A 14,963-nucleotide genomic window follows, 5' to 3' on the forward strand; every position below is an offset into this window, starting at 1 on the left:
TTTGCCTTCTTCACCCGTTGTCTGACGCCCTTTGCCGGCTACCCCTGGCAATCGGAACGTGCGTGGCAGCGGGTCACTCTCTAGGAAGGCCGTCATTTGAAATCAGTGAATTCAAGAGGCTTGAACCCCACATGTTGCTGATGATTGATAACTACGACTCCTTTACCTACAACGTTGTGCAATACCTTGGCGAGCTCGGTGCCGAGGTCAGGGTCGTGCGCAACGATGAACTGACCGTCGCCGAAATTGCCGCCCTGAATCCGGAGCGCATCGTGGTTTCGCCAGGCCCTTGCACGCCGACCGAAGCGGGCATCTCTCTTGAAGCGATCAGCTATTTCGCCGGAAAGCTGCCGATCCTGGGCGTATGCCTTGGCCATCAGTCCATCGGTCAGGCGTTTGGCGGTGACGTTGTACGTGCGCGCCAGGTCATGCATGGCAAGACCAGCCCGGTGTTCCATAAGGATATCGGCGTGTTCCGTGGCCTGAACCTGCCCGTGACGGTGACCCGTTATCACTCGCTGGTGGTCAAGCGCGAAACCTTGCCTGAATGCCTGGAGTTAACCGCCTGGACCCAGCTGGAGGACGGCTCGGTCGATGAGATCATGGGCCTGCGTCACAAGACACTGAATATCGAAGGGGTGCAGTTTCACCCTGAATCAATCCTGACCGAGCAGGGCTACGAGCTGTTCGCCAACTTTCTCAAGCAGAGCGGCGGCACGCGCTAAGGACTTTTCATGGATATCAAGACTGCCCTGAACCGTATCGTCGGCCATCTGGACCTGAGCACCGCCGAAATGAGCGATGTGATGCGCGAGATCATGACCGGTCAATGTACCGACGCGCAGATCGGCGCCTTTATGATGGCAATGCGCATGAAGAGCGAAAGCATCGACGAAATTGTCGGTGCGGTGTCGGTGATGCGTGAGCTGGCGGACAGGGTCGAACTCAAGACCCTCGACGGCGTTGTCGATGTGGTCGGCACCGGCGGTGACGGTGCGAACATTTTCAACGTGTCGACGGCCTCGTCTTTTGTGGTGGCTGCGGCTGGCTGCACCGTCGCCAAACATGGTAACCGTGCGGTGTCCGGCAAGAGCGGCAGTGCCGATTTGCTGGAAGCGGCGGGTATCTACCTGAATCTTACGCCGGTACAAGTAGCACGCTGCATTGACAGCGTTGGCATTGGCTTCATGTTTGCCCAGTCCCATCACGGCGCGATGAAGCACGCTGCCGGCCCGCGTAAGGACCTCGGCCTGCGTACGCTCTTCAACATGCTCGGCCCGCTTACGAATCCGGCCGGCGTGAAGCATCAGGTGGTGGGTGTGTTCAGTCAGGCGTTGTGCCGGCCACTGGCCGAAGTCTTGCAGCGTCTGGGCAGCAAGCATGTGCTCGTGGTGCATTCCAAGGATGGCTTGGACGAATTCAGCCTGGCGGCGCCGACCTTTGTCGCAGAGCTGAAGAACGATGAGGTCACTGAGTATTGGGTCGAGCCTGAGGACTTGGGCATGAAGAGCCAGAGCTTGCACGGCTTGGCGGTGGAAAGCCCGGCAGCTTCTCTGGAACTGATTCGTGATGCTCTGGGGCGCCGTAAGACCGAAAACGGTCAGAAGGCCGCGGAGATGATTGTTCTGAATGCTGGCGCGGCACTTTACGCAGCCGACCACGCCTATAGTCTTAAGGAAGGTGTCGCCTTGGCCCACGATGCGCTGCACACTGGTCTGGCTCGTGAGAAGCTCGAAGAGCTAGGAGCCTTCACTGCCGTATTCAAGATGGAGAATGAAGGATGAGTGTGCCGACCGTTCTGGAAAAGATCCTGGCCCGCAAGGCCGAAGAGGTGGCCGAGCGCCGCGCCCGCGTGAGCCTGGCCGAGCTGGAGGCGCAGGCGAAGGCCGCCGATGCGCCACGAGGTTTTGCCAATGCCTTGATCGCCCAGGCCAAGCTCAAGCAGCCGGCTGTGATCGCCGAGGTGAAAAAAGCCTCGCCGAGCAAAGGCGTGATTCGCGAAAACTTTGTACCGGCTGAAATCGCCGCCAGCTATGAGAAGGGCGGGGCGACTTGCCTGTCCGTGCTGACCGATATCGACTACTTCCAGGGTTCCGACTTGTTCCTGCAACAGGCTCGTGGTGCATGCAAGTTGCCGGTGATCCGCAAGGACTTCATGGTTGACCCTTACCAGATCGTCGAAGCCCGAGCCTTGGGCGCTGACTGCGTGTTATTGATCGTCTCCGCACTGGATGACGTGAAAATGGCTGAGTTGGCGGCGGTGGCCAAAAGCGTCGGTCTTGATGTATTGGTTGAAGTGCATGACGGCGACGAGCTTGAGCGCGCACTGAAAACCCTCGACACGCCGCTGGTGGGGGTCAACAACCGTAACCTGCATACGTTTGAAGTCAGCCTGGAAAATACCCTGGATCTGTTGCCGCGTATTCCCCGTGATCGCTTGGTGATTACCGAGAGTGGCATCGTCAATCGTGCCGACGTGGAGTTGATGGAAATCAGCGGCGTTTACTCGTTCCTGGTGGGCGAGACGTTCATGCGTGCCGAGAACCCGGGGGCGGAGTTGCAACGGCTGTTCTTCCCGGAGCGTGGCGTGACAGTCAGCGGTTCGACATTAGATTGATTGAAGTGCGCAATAAAATGTGGGAGGGGGCTTGCCCCGATAGCATTCTTTCAGTTGATGATCAGTCGGCTGAAGGTTCGCTATCGGGAGCAAGCCCCCTCCCACATTGGGTCTTGTGTTTAATCTGAAAGGTAGGTGTTCGATGATTCAGCCCGTGATCATGACTGTCGAAGCGGGCCTTGCCGCCGAGCAACAGCTGTTGGCAGCCGTTGGCGCGGGCGAGCAGGACTTCGGGCTGTTGTTCTGGCAGCCCAGCGACCAGGCGTTGGTCATGCCGCGCCGTTTGAGTCGGCTGCCAGCATTTGCAGCGGCCAGCCAAGTCTCGGCGGAGGCCGGTTGGCCGGTGTTGCTGCGCGAAACTGGGGGTGAGCCTGTGCCGCAGTCCGCTGCCACAGTAAATATCGCCCTGGTGTATGCGCCACCGCGGAGTGAGAGCGACCAAGGGCGGATCGAAACCGGTTACCAGCGCTTGTGCCAGCCGATCTGTGATTTTCTTCTCGAGTTGGGCGGCAATGCCTCCGTTGGTGAAATCGACGGGGCGTTTTGCGACGGTCGCTATAACGTCAATCTCAACGGTCGCAAGATGGTGGGTACCGCCCAGCGCTGGCGACAGAGCGGTGGCCGTCCGGTGGGCTTGATCCATGGTGCCATGCTGCTGGATAACGAGCGCGAGGAATTAATTGAAGCAGTCAACCGTTTCAATCAAACCTGTGGCCTGGAACAGCGGGTGCGTGCCGAGAGCCATATCGCCCTGCACGAAGCGTTTCCCGCACCGGATGCGATCAGTCGGCTCGACCGGTTGTACCGTCAGATGCTGGCCAGCTTCCTGCAGGTTTAGCGGGTACCGAATACCACCATCGTCTTGCCTTTGACGTGTACCAGGTTGCGCTCTTCCAGATCCTTGAGCACACGGCCGACCATCTCCCTTGAACAACCGACAATACGCCCTATCTCCTGGCGCGTTACCTTGATCTGCATACCGTCGGGATGGGTCATGGCGTCGGGCTGTTTGCACAACTCCAGCAGGCAGCGCGCTACACGACCGGTGACATCGAAAAACGCCAGGTCGCCGACCTTGCGCGTGGTATCACGCAGGCGTTGGGCGATCTGACCGCTCAGGGCATACAAGATATCCGGATCATGCTGGGCCAGTTCGCGAAATTTCGTATAGCTGATCTCGGCGACGTCGCACTCAACCTTAGTGCGCACCCAGGCACTGCGCTCCTGTTCTTTGCCCGCCTGCTCAAACAGCCCCAACTCCCCGAAGAAATCTCCAGTGTTCAGGTACGCGATGATCATTTCGCGACCGTCTTCATCCTCGATCAGGATGGTGACCGAGCCCTTGATAATGAAAAACAGGGTTTCTGAGCGCTCGCCAGCGCAGATGATGTTGTGTTTGGCCGGATGCCGTCGGCGCTGGCAATGCATCAACAGCTTGTCGAGGTTCTTGATCTTGGGTGTGGGAGTAAGAGCAACCATGGTTGTTTCCCGAAAGACTGCGCGGTGGTTGACGTTGTTTTTATCCAGCGGCCTCAATATTGATACGCACTGTAAAAATCATGGCAATGCGCCATTGATTTGGCGCCAGCTTACCAGACACATTCTGCCTCGATTAGCGAAATTGCTTGGCAAACGCTGTCATTTAACAAATTCAGGCGGAGCGCCGTGGTTTTGAGGCCCTGTGCTAAGCTGGCGACCCTTTTTTAGCAGTGGAGTCTGGGCGATGAAGGCACGCATCCAATGGGCGGGCGAAGCCATGTTCCTCGGTGAGTCGGGTAGCGGTCATGTGGTGGTCATGGACGGCCCGCCGGAAGCCGGTGGCCGTAACCTGGGGGTACGCCCGATGGAAATGTTGCTGCTGGGGGTTGGTGGTTGCAGCAATTTCGATGTGGTCAGCATCCTGAAGAAGTCCCGCCAGGCTGTGGAAAGCTGCGAAGCCTTCCTGGACGCCGAGCGCGCCACTGAGGATCCCAAGGTATTTACCAAGATCCATATGCATTTCGTGGTCAAGGGACGTGCGCTCAAGGAAGCTCAGGTCAAGCGTGCCATTGAGCTGTCCGCCGAGAAGTATTGCTCGGCGTCGATCATGCTCGGTGCCGCAGGTGTGGCCATCACTCACGATTACGAAATCATCGAGTTGGGCTGACTGCTGGAATCGCAGGCAAGAGAAAGGGCGCTTCAAGCGCCCTTTTTTCCGGTTTGAATTTGATGCACTTTAGATTCTATAAGTGCTTTTGGTCATGACCTTGGCCATCAGGCTCATGCCAAACCTCACCGGGGCTGGGAAGCGGAAGCCGCCCGCGTCCAGAGCGCTTTCTGCATGGTGTTCTTCATCGATGCGCATCTGCTCAAGAATCGCACGGGACTTGTCGTCTTCGGCCGGCAACTGCTCCAGATGTTCATCCAGGTGCTTGCAGACCTGATGTTCGGTCGCGGCGACAAATCCGAGGCTGACTTTGTCGCTGATCAACCCGGCGGCAGCGCCGATACCAAACGACAGACCATAAAACAGAGGGTTCAGCACGCTGGGATGACTGCCCAACTGGCGGATACGTTGTTCGCACCAGGCCAGATGATCGATCTCTTCCTCGGCTGCATGTTCCATCGCTGCACGTACCTGCGGCAACTTGGCGGTCAGCGCCTGACCCTGATACAGCGCCTGGGCACAGACTTCACCGGTATGATTGATACGCATCAGGCCGGCGACGTGACGGGTGTCCGTTTCGCTCAACTGCGCATCGGGCTGCACAATGGCGGGCGATGGGCGGTACGGTTGGCCGCTGAATGGCAGCAGCGTGCGCATGGCCATATCGGCTTGCAGCAACAGACGGTCAATCGGCGAGTAGTGACGTTGGGTAGTCATGCTGACCTCCGGGAAGAATCTCGGCGGCCAGTTTACCGCAAGAGAGGGCAAAGCGTTTGCGCTGAGTCAATTTGACCCTCGCCCCTCAGCCTGGCGGCCAGTTCATCTGGCGCTGACCGAGCACATGCATATGGATGTGATAAACAGTCTGCCCACCCATCTCGTTGCAGTTCATCACGACCCGAAAACCCTGTTCACAACCCAACTCCAGCGCCAGTCGCTGGGCTGTAAACAGGATATGGCCGGCCAGGGCCTTATCATCTTCGGTCAGGTCATTCAGGGTACGAACGGGCTTTTTCGGGATAACCAGAAAATGTACCGGTGCTTGCGGGGCGATATCGTGGAAGGCGAGGACTTGATCATCTTCGTAGATGATGTTCGCGGGTATTTCTCTGTTGATGATCTTGGTGAACAGAGTATCCACAGCTGTTTCTCCATTATGAAAATGCAGGGTGAGTGTACGCAGGCGATCAGCGCGGGCAATAGGCTTTGTTGATGGCGCCGGCAATCTTGCGGGTCAGCCAACGCGGGCTGAGGCGCGGGCTGAATGCGAGCCAGCGGTTGCGGCGCCCGGGAATGATGATGGCTTTGTTCTTTTCCAGCGCGCGCACCGTGTAGAGCGCGACTTCTTCCGGGCTCATCAGTTGCTGGCTGCGGTCAAGTTTGGCCGTATCCATCTGCGCAGTGCCGAAGAAGGCGGTGCGCGTAGGGCCCGGGCAAAGTACCGAGACCTTGATGCCACACGTCTTCAACTCTTCGCGCAAGCCTTCTGAAAAGTGCAGTACATAGGCTTTGCTGGCGTAGTAGCTGCTCATCCAAGGGCCTGGCTGAAAGGCTGCAACCGACGCGACGTTTAGAATCTGCCCGCCACCGTGCAGCGCCATGGCATTGCCAAGGGCATGGCACATGCGGGTGAGGGCCAGGATGTTGACTTCGATCAGGTCCTGCTCGGTCATCCAGTCCTGGGCCAGGAACGGCCCGCTGGTGCCAATGCCAGCGCAGTTGATCAGCAGGTCAATCTGTCGCTCACCTTCTTCAAGCTCCAGCAAAAAACCGGACAAACGCAGCGGCTCACCCAAGTCGCAGGCACGAAACAACACCTCGACGCCGAAGCGTTGAGTCAACTCCAGAGCAATGCTTTCCAACTGATCACGCTGGCGGGCCACCAGAATCAAGCTGCGGCCGCGTCGAGCCAGGGCTTCGGCCAAGGCCAGGCCGATGCCGCTGGAGGCGCCGGTGATCAGAGCGTAACGGGTCATGCCTTTCTCCATCGCAACGCCGCCTGGCCTGTGACAGTGGCGTCACAGGCGGCGGGCGTTTCTTCACTGTTCTGGAGAGTCTACAGGTTCGGCTGCGTCGTCAGCACTTTGCGCTGCGGCATCATCTACGATGACGCTTTGATCAACGTCTTCATCGGAGGTGATGGAGCTGCTTTCGTAGCTGCTGTCCATGTTGGCTTCAAGTTGGTCCAGATAGCCGTTCATGCCCAGGGTCAGGCCGATGATGAGCATCAATGGAATAAACGCCAGCCATAGCGAGGCCAGGATTTTCACCGCTGTAGAGTTGGGTGGTGGCGGTGCGCCGTATTGGTTGGCTCCCGCGTTGCCCGGCAATACCAGCAACAGGATGGGGAAAACGCTATTGACCAGTGGCACCAGGTTCAGCAGGTACAGCCAGCCAGACCAGCCCAGGTCGTGCAGGCGTTGCACGCCGATTTGTACGCTTACTACGACGAGGGCAACAAATAACGCGAAACCCAGCAGCGAGCCGAGAATGATGGCGATGGTTGGTGAGGCAGTCGCCACCGCGAAGCCGACGGTACTGATGATGCCAGCAGCCACCAGCATCGCGACGGTCAGTGCCAGCGTCCAGGCCAGGTAACGCAGGCGGCCGATGCGCCCGTGGATGGTGAAGACCTTGAGAGTGGCGAACTCCGGCAAGTCATCACCAACCGCAGCGCGTGGCGGGGCATAAGGTGAAGCTTCGGAGCGGGAAAAGTCGGAGCCAGAGGAACTCGTCTCGTGGGTTTCAGCGAGGCTGAATGCTACAGGTTGTTCGGCTTCGATGCGTGCGTCGACCCCGGCGTTTTTCAATGCCGTCAGGTAGGTTTCCGCATCTGGGCGGGAAAGGTCGCGTTTGAGCGCGACCGGGCGGCCGGTAAAGAGTTTTTCGATCGCGTCGACATCGCTCTTGAACAGCTCGGCGAGATTCAGCTTGGCGGTGGTGCTTTCGACACCCGGGAGCAAGGCTCCGTCAAACACAATCTTGAAACGGTTGTCGCTCATGCGGGCATCCTTGTCACTTAATCAGGGAGGGTGTGCAGGCCCGTCCAATCGGCGGGCCGTGCAGTGGGTCAGCGTGGCCAGCGCAGTTGCGCGGCCTGCTCGCGTGCTTTGCGGTATTCGGCATCCAGGCGGGCGACGAGTTCATCGACGCTGGGTAAATCATCGATTTCACCGACGCCCTGACCGGCGGACCATACAGTTTTCCACGCTTTGGCCTCATCACTCAACGGTTTGAGTTTGGAGCCGAAATTGACTTCACCTTTGCCTTGCAGCGCTGCGAGGTCGAAACCGGCATTTTCCAGGCTCTGGCGCATAAAGCTCGCAGGTACGCCGGAGACTGCGGGAGTGTGCACGATGTCGGCGGCGCGCGATGTGAGCAGCATCTCTTTATAGGCATCTGGCGCGTGGCTTTCGGTAGTACCGATAAAGCGCGTGCCGAAATACGCCAAGTCGGCTCCCAGCAACTGGGCGGCGAGAATTTCGTGGCCATGGTTGAGGCAACCGGCCAGCAGCAGGGTTTTGTCGAAGAATTGGCGAATTTCGGCAATCAGCGAGAAGGGACTCCAGGTGCCGGCATGGCCGCCGGCCCCGGCGGCTACGGCGATCAGGCCATCGACCCCCGCCGCAGCGGCTTTCTCGGCATGACGTCGGGTCGTGACGTCATGAAACACCAAGCCGCCGTAGCTGTGGACGGCATCGACCAACTCCTTCACCGCACCGAGGCTGGTAATGACGATGGGCACCTTGTGCTCCACACAGATCGCCAAATCGGCTTCCAGCCGTGGGTTGCTGTTATGCACGATCAGGTTCACGGCATAGGGCGCTGGGTTGTCCAGCTGCGCCAGGCCCGCTTCGATTTCTTCCAGCCAGGTCCTGAAACCGCTGCTCTCACGTTGGTTGAGCGCCGGGAAGCTCCCGACCACCCCGTTACGACAGCAGGCCAGGACCAGTTGCGGGTTGGAGATCAGAAACATCGGCGCAGCCACCACGGGCAGGCGCAGACGTTGTTCCAGCAAAGCGGGCAGCGACATTGGAGGTTCCCCGAGTAATTGAAGTTAGAACGGTTTGACCACGACCAAAATTACGATAGCCAGCAATATCAGAACCGGCACTTCATTGAACCAGCGATAAAAGACATGGCTGCGGGTGTTCTCGCCACGGGCGAAGCGTTTCACCTGCGCGCCGCACATATGGTGGTAGCCGATAAGTAGCACGACCAGGGTCAGCTTGGCGTGGATCCATGCGCCGGATTGGAAAATGCCGGGGTTCAGCGCCAGCATCCAGATACCGAAGATCAATGTGGCAACCATCGCCGGGCGCATGATGCCCCGGTACAGCTTACGCTCCATGACGCTGAAGCGTTCTTTGCTGACGGTGTCGTCGCTTTGGGCGTGGTAGACGAACAGGCGCGGCAGATAGAACAGCCCGGCAAACCAGCAGACGATGCTGACGATGTGGAGGGCTTTGATCCATAGATAGAGCATTTTTAGTTATTCCCAGGTTCACGGTAGCCAAGATAGTAGTGGCTCATGCGCCCGTACGTCACGTTGACGGTTGTCGCAGGACGATGCGGCCCCTATTATCGACGGCTTTCCAGTGGGTTCGTTGAGGGCAGGTTTATGGTCAAGGTCGGTATCGTCGGCGGCACGGGTTACACCGGTGTCGAATTGCTGCGTCTGTTGGCCCAGCATCCGCAGGCTGAGGTGGTGGTCATCACTTCCCGATCCGAAGCTGGGCTGGCCGTGGCCGATATGTACCCGAACCTGCGAGGCCACTATGACGGCCTGGCGTTCAGCGTGCCGGATATCAAGACCCTGGGCGCCTGTGATGTGGTGTTCTTTGCCACGCCTCACGGTGTTGCCCATGCGTTGGCGGGTGAGTTGTTGGCGGCGGGTACAAAGGTCATCGACTTGTCGGCGGACTTCCGCCTGCAGGATGCTGATGAATGGGCCAAGTGGTACGGCCAACCCCACGGTGCGCCGCAGTTGTTGGAGGAGGCGGTCTACGGCCTGCCGGAAGTCAACCGTGAGCAGATCAAGCAAGCACGCCTGATTGCGGTGCCGGGTTGCTATCCAACTGCGACGCAACTGGGCTTCCTGCCATTGCTGGAAGCGGGCTTGGCGGATGCTTCGCGCCTGATCGCCGACTGCAAGTCAGGTGTCAGCGGGGCGGGGCGGGGCGCTGCGGTAGGTTCTCTGTACTCCGAAACGTCGGAAAGCATGAAGGCCTATGCGGTAAAAGGGCATCGTCACTTGCCAGAAATCCGCCAGGGACTGCGTCGCGCTGCCGGTAAGGATGTGGGCCTGACCTTTGTGCCGCACCTGACGCCGATGATCCGTGGGATTCACTCCACGCTGTATGCGACCGTTACTGACCGCTCGGTAGACTTGCAGGCATTGTTTGAAAAACGTTACGCCAGTGAGCCGTTCGTCGATGTGATGCCAGCGGGCAGTCATCCGGAAACCCGCAGTGTGCGTGGCGCCAATGTGTGCCGTATTGCAGTGCATCGCCCGCAGGATGGCGACCTGGTCGTGGTGCTTTCGGTGATCGACAACCTGGTCAAGGGCGCGTCGGGCCAGGCGGTGCAGAACATGAACATCCTGTTCGGCCTGGATGAGAAGCTGGGCCTTTCCCACGCAGGCATGCTGCCTTAACGCTCATAGACCGTTACGCAAAAGGCCCGCTGATCGGGCCTTTTGCGTTTTTGATGGCGGCTGTGCAGATTGATATACCGTAACAATAGTTGACCGCTTTTCTAGGAGAAGCGGATAATACCGGCCATTACGCATATGACGGCGCTACGCCGGGAGATTATCAGCATGAGCGTTGAATCCTTCACCCCCACGGCTTTGCAATTTACCCACGGTGCTGCGCACAAGGTGAAGAGCCTGGTCGATGAAGAGGGTAATGATCGCTTGAAGCTGCGCGTATTCGTTACGGGCGGCGGTTGTTCAGGGTTTCAGTACGGTTTTACCTTCGATGAAGATGTGGCCGATGACGACACCATCGTCGAGCGCGAGGGCGTCAGCCTCGTCGTGGACCCGATGAGTTTCCAGTACCTGGCAGGTGCCGAGGTGGATTACCAGGAAGGTCTGGAAGGCTCGCGTTTCGTGATCAAGAACCCTAATGCCACCACTACCTGTGGTTGTGGGTCTTCGTTCTCGATCTGATCGGTCACCTCGTCCGCAACAAAAAAACGCCGCCGGGCTTTGATTAAGCCAGGCGGCGTTTTGCTGTCTGGGCATTCAGGCGGGGTAGATCGCGCCGAGTACCCGAAGGCCGCTGGCACCGGTGACACTGGGGCGGTTGGCGGCAATGCCTTCCAGGCAGCAATGAGCCAGCCAGGCGAAGGCCATGGCTTCTACCCAGTCGGGGTCTACGCCGTAGGTGGCTGTGCTGCTGACGTGGGTGGTGGGCAACAGCGCTGTCAGACGATCCATCAGTGTTTTGTTATGGGCGCCGCCGCCGCAGATCAGTAAGGTCTGTGTGGTTGGTTGGGCGCTTTGCAGGGACTCGATGATAGTGAGGGCCGTCAGTTCCAGTAACGTGGCCTGTACGTCCTGAGGTTCAAACACAGGCAAACGGGCAAGGTGCCCCTGCAGCCACGCGAGGTTGAACACTTCGCGCCCCGTACTTTTTGGGCCTTTGGTCAAGAAGAACGGGTCGCTGAGCAATGTGTTAAGTAGCCGGGGCTGGACCTTGCCGCTGGCAGCCCATTGCCCGTCGCGATCAAAGTGTTCGCCGCGCTGCAGGTGAATCCAGGCATCCAGGAGGACGTTGCCCGGGCCGCAGTCGAAGCCGGCGACAGGCTTGTTCGTCTCAATCAGGCTGAGGTTGCTGAACCCGCCAATATTCAACACCGCGCGGTTGCCCGTGTGTTCGCCGAACAAGGCTTCATGAAACGCAGGGACCAAGGGCGCACCCTGGCCGCCAGCGGCAACATCACGGCTGCGGAAGTCGCTGACTACGGTGATGCCGGTCATCTCGGTGAGCAGGGCGGGGTTGCCGATCTGCACGGTGAAGCCTCGGGCTGGTTCGTGGCGAATCGTCTGGCCATGGCTGCCAATCGCGCGGATGTCCTGAGGCTTGAAATCGTGCTGTTCCAGCAAGGTGCGGATACCTTGGGCGGCCAGCGTTACCCACTGTTGCTGGGCAATAGCAGACCGGGCGATTTCATCCGGGCCGCTGGCGCACAGGCTCAATAGCTCAGTGCGCAAGGTGTCGGGCATAGGGATGTAAAGGGTGGCGATCAGATTAATCGCCGTACCCTGCTCAATAAGAGCGATATCCAGGCCGTCGAGGCTGGTCCCGGACATCACACCGATATAGAGCGGCATGCCCTAACGCTTCGCCGAAGCCAGCAAGGTGGAACGCTCTTGATCCATTCGCGCCATCAGCGGTTGGCTCTGTTGCATGAAGCGTGCGCGTTCGGCTTTGGCGATCGGGTCGGCCATCGGCAGCTTCTGGCCCAGTGGGTCAACGTGTACGCCATTGACCTGGAACTCATAGTGCAAGTGCGGCCCGGTGGACAGGCCAGTAGTGCCGATGTAGCCGATTACTTGGCCCTGTTTCACGTTGCCGCCAGTCTTGACGCCCTTGGCGAACCCTTGCATGTGGCCATACAGCGTGCGGTAGGTATTGCCGTGTTGGATGATCACCGTATTGCCGTAACCGCCGCGACGTCCCGCCAACAGCACTTTGCCGTCGCCAGCTGCCTTGATAGGCGTACCGCGCGGAGCGGCATAGTCGACGCCCTTATGCGCGCGGATTTTGTTCAGAATTGGATGCTTGCGACCCATGGAGAAACGCGAGCTAATACGGGCGAAGTCCACGGGCGTACGGATGAAGGCCTTACGCATGCTGTTGCCATCAGCCGTGTAATAGCTGCTATTGCCTTGTTTGTTCGTGTAGCGCACAGCGGTGTAGGTTTTGCCGCGGTTGGTGAAACGTGCAGAGAGAATGTTGCCTGTGCCTACTACTTTGCCGTTGGCGACTTTCTGCTCGTAGATCACGTCGAATTCGTCACCCTGGCGGATGTCCTGGGCGAAGTCGATGTCGTAGCCAAATACGCTGGCCATGTCCATGGTCATGCTGTGGGACAGGCCGGCGCGCGCAGCCGATTGTGACAAGGAGCTGTTGATCACCCCATGGACGTAGGCGGAACGCATAACTGGCTTGGTGGTGATGCGGTTGAAGGCGAAACCTTTGGCACCTTTGCTCAGGCTGATGCTTTCCAGGTCACTGAGGCTGGTGTGCAGGTTGTTCAACTGGCCGTCTGGCGTCAGTTCAAATTCAAGCTTTTGGCCGCGTTTGAGCTGGGTGAATTGCTTGGCTTGCTTATCGCTGGCTAAAACCTCGGTGACGGTCGCGGCAGGCAGTCCGACTTTTTCGAACAGCGTTGATAGCGTGTCGCCTCTGCTTACGATGACTTCTCGATGTTGAGGGCCTTTGGCTACGGCGACCGCAGGTTGGTCTAGGGTAGCTTGTTGGGTGTCTTCAGAAGTGCTTTCGATCTGTGCGAAAGGCGATTCAATAGGGGTATTTGTGGCTTGTTGGGCGTCGGAAGCGTCTTGATCTTGTGTCAGTTGCTCAGCAGGACTTTCCAGTTCAAGGCTAAGGGATGTTCGTTTGGCTTCTACGTCACTGGAAGGGAATACCAGGAGCGCCAGGCTGAGAAGGGCGGCGATACCACTTGCGGCGAGCAGGTGGGTCTTCGGGTAAAGCGGCGGCGCTTTAGACGGTTCAGTGGTCATAGGTAATTTTGACTTTGAAGATGAAATGGAAAAGATGAATGACATGATGAAGATGAAATAACTGTATAAAATATAACCAAATCATCTGTGGCGCAAGCTCGCGAACGCTGGGCTTGCTGAACGGTGTCTGTGCGCAGGGCAAAACTTGTAATTAGTCCCTGATCTTGTATGGTTGGTTCCCTTTTGAATCTGAGCCTTGCGGGTCTGTTATGAAGTCGGTTGAAGAGCAGCTAGCGCTGATAAAACGTGGTGCGGACGAATTGTTGGTCGAGTCTGAGCTGATTGAAAAGCTCAAGCGCGGCCAGCCCTTGCGTATCAAGGCTGGCTTTGATCCGACCGCGCCGGATCTGCACCTGGGTCACACCGTGCTTATTAATAAGCTGCGTCAGTTCCAGGAGTTGGGTCACCAGGTCATCTTCCTCATTGGTGACTTCACCGGAATGATTGGTGATCCGAGTGGCAAGAGCGCAACGCGCCCGCCGCTGACTCGCGAGCAGGTGCTCGATAATGCCGAGACCTATAAGACGCAGGTATTCAAGATCCTTGATCCAGCCAAGACCGAGGTGGCGTTCAACTCAACCTGGATGGACAAGATGGGGCCGGCAGACTTCATTCGCCTGACCTCTCAGTACACTGTGGCGCGCATGCTCGAGCGCGATGACTTCGACAAACGCTACTCCACCAATCAGCCAATCGCGATCCATGAGTTCCTTTACCCGCTTGTTCAGGGGTATGACTCGGTAGCGCTGCGTGCGGATGTCGAGCTGGGCGGCACTGATCAGAAGTTCAACCTGCTGATGGGGCGTGAGCTGCAGCGTGCGTATGGTCAGGAGGCTCAGTGCATTCTGACCATGCCGTTGCTTGAGGGGTTGGATGGCGTCAAGAAGATGTCCAAGTCCTTGGGTAACTATGTTGGCATTCAGGAAGCGCCGGGTGTGATGTACGGCAAGCTGGTTTCTATTCCGGATGCTTTGATGTGGCGTTACTTCGAACTGTTGAGCTTCCGCTCGATGGACGAAATTAACGCGCTGCGTGCGGATGTAGAGGCGGGTGCCAACCCTCGCGATGTGAAGATCAAGCTGGCAGAAGAGATTGTTGCGCGCTTCCATGGCGAGGAGGCTGCGGCCAATGCCCACCGCGCTGCGGGTAATCGTATGAAGGATGGCGAACTTCCTGACGACCTGCCGGAGATTGAGTTGACGGCTGTTGAGGCGATGCCGATTGCGGCTGTCCTCAATAAGGCGGGCTTGGTAAAGAACTCGGCGGTCGCTCGTGATCTCTTGGGGTCGGGCGGCGTGCGTATAGATGGTGAGGTAGTAGATCGCACCTTTGTATACGAGCTGGGCGCTACCCATGTGTGTCAGGCAGGAAAGAAGGCATTTGCGCGTATTACGCTCAAATCCGAATAAGTCTGAAATTAGGTGTTGACGGCGAATTATATCTGT

The 14,963-nt window shown here is 58.2% G+C and carries 17 protein-coding genes; 8 read left to right on the top strand and 9 right to left on the bottom strand.

Annotation, left to right across the window (positions count from 1 at the left end):
- Positions 1-131 precede the first annotated feature (131 nt).
- The 4 genes from KVH01_RS07855 to KVH01_RS07870 all read left to right on the top strand — a co-directional run bounded on the left by KVH01_RS07855 (position 132) and on the right by KVH01_RS07870 (position 3,455).
- A complete protein-coding gene (locus tag KVH01_RS07855) occupies positions 132-725 on the top strand; it encodes an aminodeoxychorismate/anthranilate synthase component II (protein ID WP_217880972.1) in 594 nt (197 codons plus the stop codon).
- 9 nt (positions 726-734) lie between these two features.
- Positions 735-1,784, top strand: coding sequence for an anthranilate phosphoribosyltransferase (trpD, locus tag KVH01_RS07860; RefSeq protein ID WP_043051166.1), 1,050 nt, complete (start codon positions 735-737; stop codon positions 1,782-1,784).
- Positions 1,781-2,617 (top strand): indole-3-glycerol phosphate synthase TrpC, encoded by an 837-nt coding sequence (gene trpC, locus KVH01_RS07865; protein ID WP_217880973.1) that lies wholly within the window; start codon positions 1,781-1,783, stop codon positions 2,615-2,617. The genes trpD and trpC overlap by 4 nt, the downstream gene beginning before the upstream one ends.
- Before the next feature lie 142 nt (positions 2,618-2,759).
- Complete coding sequence (locus tag KVH01_RS07870; RefSeq protein WP_217880974.1) at positions 2,760-3,455, top strand: lipoate--protein ligase family protein; 696 nt, start codon at positions 2,760-2,762, stop codon at positions 3,453-3,455.
- Here KVH01_RS07870 and crp read toward each other — a convergent pair.
- A complete protein-coding gene (gene crp / locus KVH01_RS07875) occupies positions 3,452-4,096 on the bottom strand; it encodes a cAMP-activated global transcriptional regulator CRP (RefSeq protein WP_217880975.1) in 645 nt (214 codons plus the stop codon). The two genes, KVH01_RS07870 and crp, sit on opposite strands and share 4 nt — an antisense overlap.
- 244 nt (positions 4,097-4,340) lie before the next feature.
- On the opposite strand from crp, the gene KVH01_RS07880 reads away from it, so the two are divergent.
- On the top strand, positions 4,341-4,763 hold the full coding sequence (locus KVH01_RS07880) for an OsmC family protein (RefSeq protein WP_217880976.1): 423 nt from the start codon (positions 4,341-4,343) through the stop codon (positions 4,761-4,763).
- Positions 4,764-4,832: 69 nt separating this feature from the next.
- Here the strand turns inward: KVH01_RS07880 and coq7 are convergent, their stop codons facing one another.
- From coq7 to hemJ, 6 genes are all read right to left on the bottom strand, one after another.
- Positions 4,833-5,480 carry a 2-polyprenyl-3-methyl-6-methoxy-1,4-benzoquinone monooxygenase gene (gene coq7 / locus KVH01_RS07885; protein ID WP_043051171.1) on the bottom strand — a complete coding sequence of 216 codons (648 nt, stop codon included), beginning with the start codon at positions 5,478-5,480 and terminating at the stop codon, positions 4,833-4,835.
- A gap of 85 nt (positions 5,481-5,565) precedes the next feature.
- Positions 5,566-5,904: a histidine triad nucleotide-binding protein gene (locus KVH01_RS07890; protein ID WP_043051172.1), complete on the bottom strand. Its 339-nt coding sequence runs from the start codon at positions 5,902-5,904 to the stop codon at positions 5,566-5,568.
- 46 nt (positions 5,905-5,950) lie between these two features.
- Positions 5,951-6,739, bottom strand: a complete 789-nt coding sequence (locus KVH01_RS07895) for an SDR family NAD(P)-dependent oxidoreductase (protein ID WP_043051173.1) — start codon at positions 6,737-6,739, stop codon at positions 5,951-5,953.
- Between the two features lie 63 nt (positions 6,740-6,802).
- Positions 6,803-7,765, bottom strand: a complete 963-nt coding sequence (locus tag KVH01_RS07900; protein ID WP_217880977.1) for a DUF805 domain-containing protein — start codon at positions 7,763-7,765, stop codon at positions 6,803-6,805.
- Positions 7,766-7,833: 68 nt separating this feature from the next.
- Positions 7,834-8,796: an NAD(P)H-dependent flavin oxidoreductase gene (locus KVH01_RS07905; protein WP_217880978.1), complete on the bottom strand. Its 963-nt coding sequence runs from the start codon at positions 8,794-8,796 to the stop codon at positions 7,834-7,836.
- A gap of 24 nt (positions 8,797-8,820) precedes the next feature.
- On the bottom strand, positions 8,821-9,249 hold the full coding sequence (gene hemJ / locus KVH01_RS07910) for a protoporphyrinogen oxidase HemJ (RefSeq protein ID WP_217880979.1): 429 nt from the start codon (positions 9,247-9,249) through the stop codon (positions 8,821-8,823).
- Positions 9,250-9,384: 135 nt separating this feature from the next.
- Between hemJ and argC the strand changes: the two genes are divergently transcribed.
- Together argC and erpA are read left to right on the top strand one after the other, a co-directional pair.
- Positions 9,385-10,419 (top strand): N-acetyl-gamma-glutamyl-phosphate reductase, encoded by a 1,035-nt coding sequence (gene argC / locus KVH01_RS07915; protein ID WP_043051177.1) that lies wholly within the window; start codon positions 9,385-9,387, stop codon positions 10,417-10,419.
- Between the two features lie 165 nt (positions 10,420-10,584).
- Positions 10,585-10,935, top strand: coding sequence for an iron-sulfur cluster insertion protein ErpA (gene erpA / locus KVH01_RS07920; protein ID WP_003176443.1), 351 nt, complete (start codon positions 10,585-10,587; stop codon positions 10,933-10,935).
- A gap of 75 nt (positions 10,936-11,010) precedes the next feature.
- On the opposite strand, the gene KVH01_RS07925 is transcribed toward erpA, so the two are convergent.
- Complete coding sequence (locus KVH01_RS07925; protein ID WP_217880980.1) at positions 11,011-12,102, bottom strand: anhydro-N-acetylmuramic acid kinase; 1,092 nt, start codon at positions 12,100-12,102, stop codon at positions 11,011-11,013.
- 3 nt (positions 12,103-12,105) lie between these two features.
- Positions 12,106-13,518 (bottom strand): peptidoglycan DD-metalloendopeptidase family protein, encoded by a 1,413-nt coding sequence (locus KVH01_RS07930; RefSeq protein ID WP_217880981.1) that lies wholly within the window; start codon positions 13,516-13,518, stop codon positions 12,106-12,108.
- A gap of 209 nt (positions 13,519-13,727) precedes the next feature.
- On the opposite strand from KVH01_RS07930, the gene tyrS reads away from it, so the two are divergent.
- Positions 13,728-14,927 (top strand): tyrosine--tRNA ligase, encoded by a 1,200-nt coding sequence (gene tyrS, locus KVH01_RS07935; protein WP_043051180.1) that lies wholly within the window; start codon positions 13,728-13,730, stop codon positions 14,925-14,927.
- The last annotated feature ends 36 nt before the right edge of the window (positions 14,928-14,963 follow it).

The sequence above is a fragment of the Pseudomonas khavaziana genome, assembly GCF_019145205.1.
GTDB lineage: Bacteria > Pseudomonadota > Gammaproteobacteria > Pseudomonadales > Pseudomonadaceae > Aquipseudomonas > Aquipseudomonas khavaziana.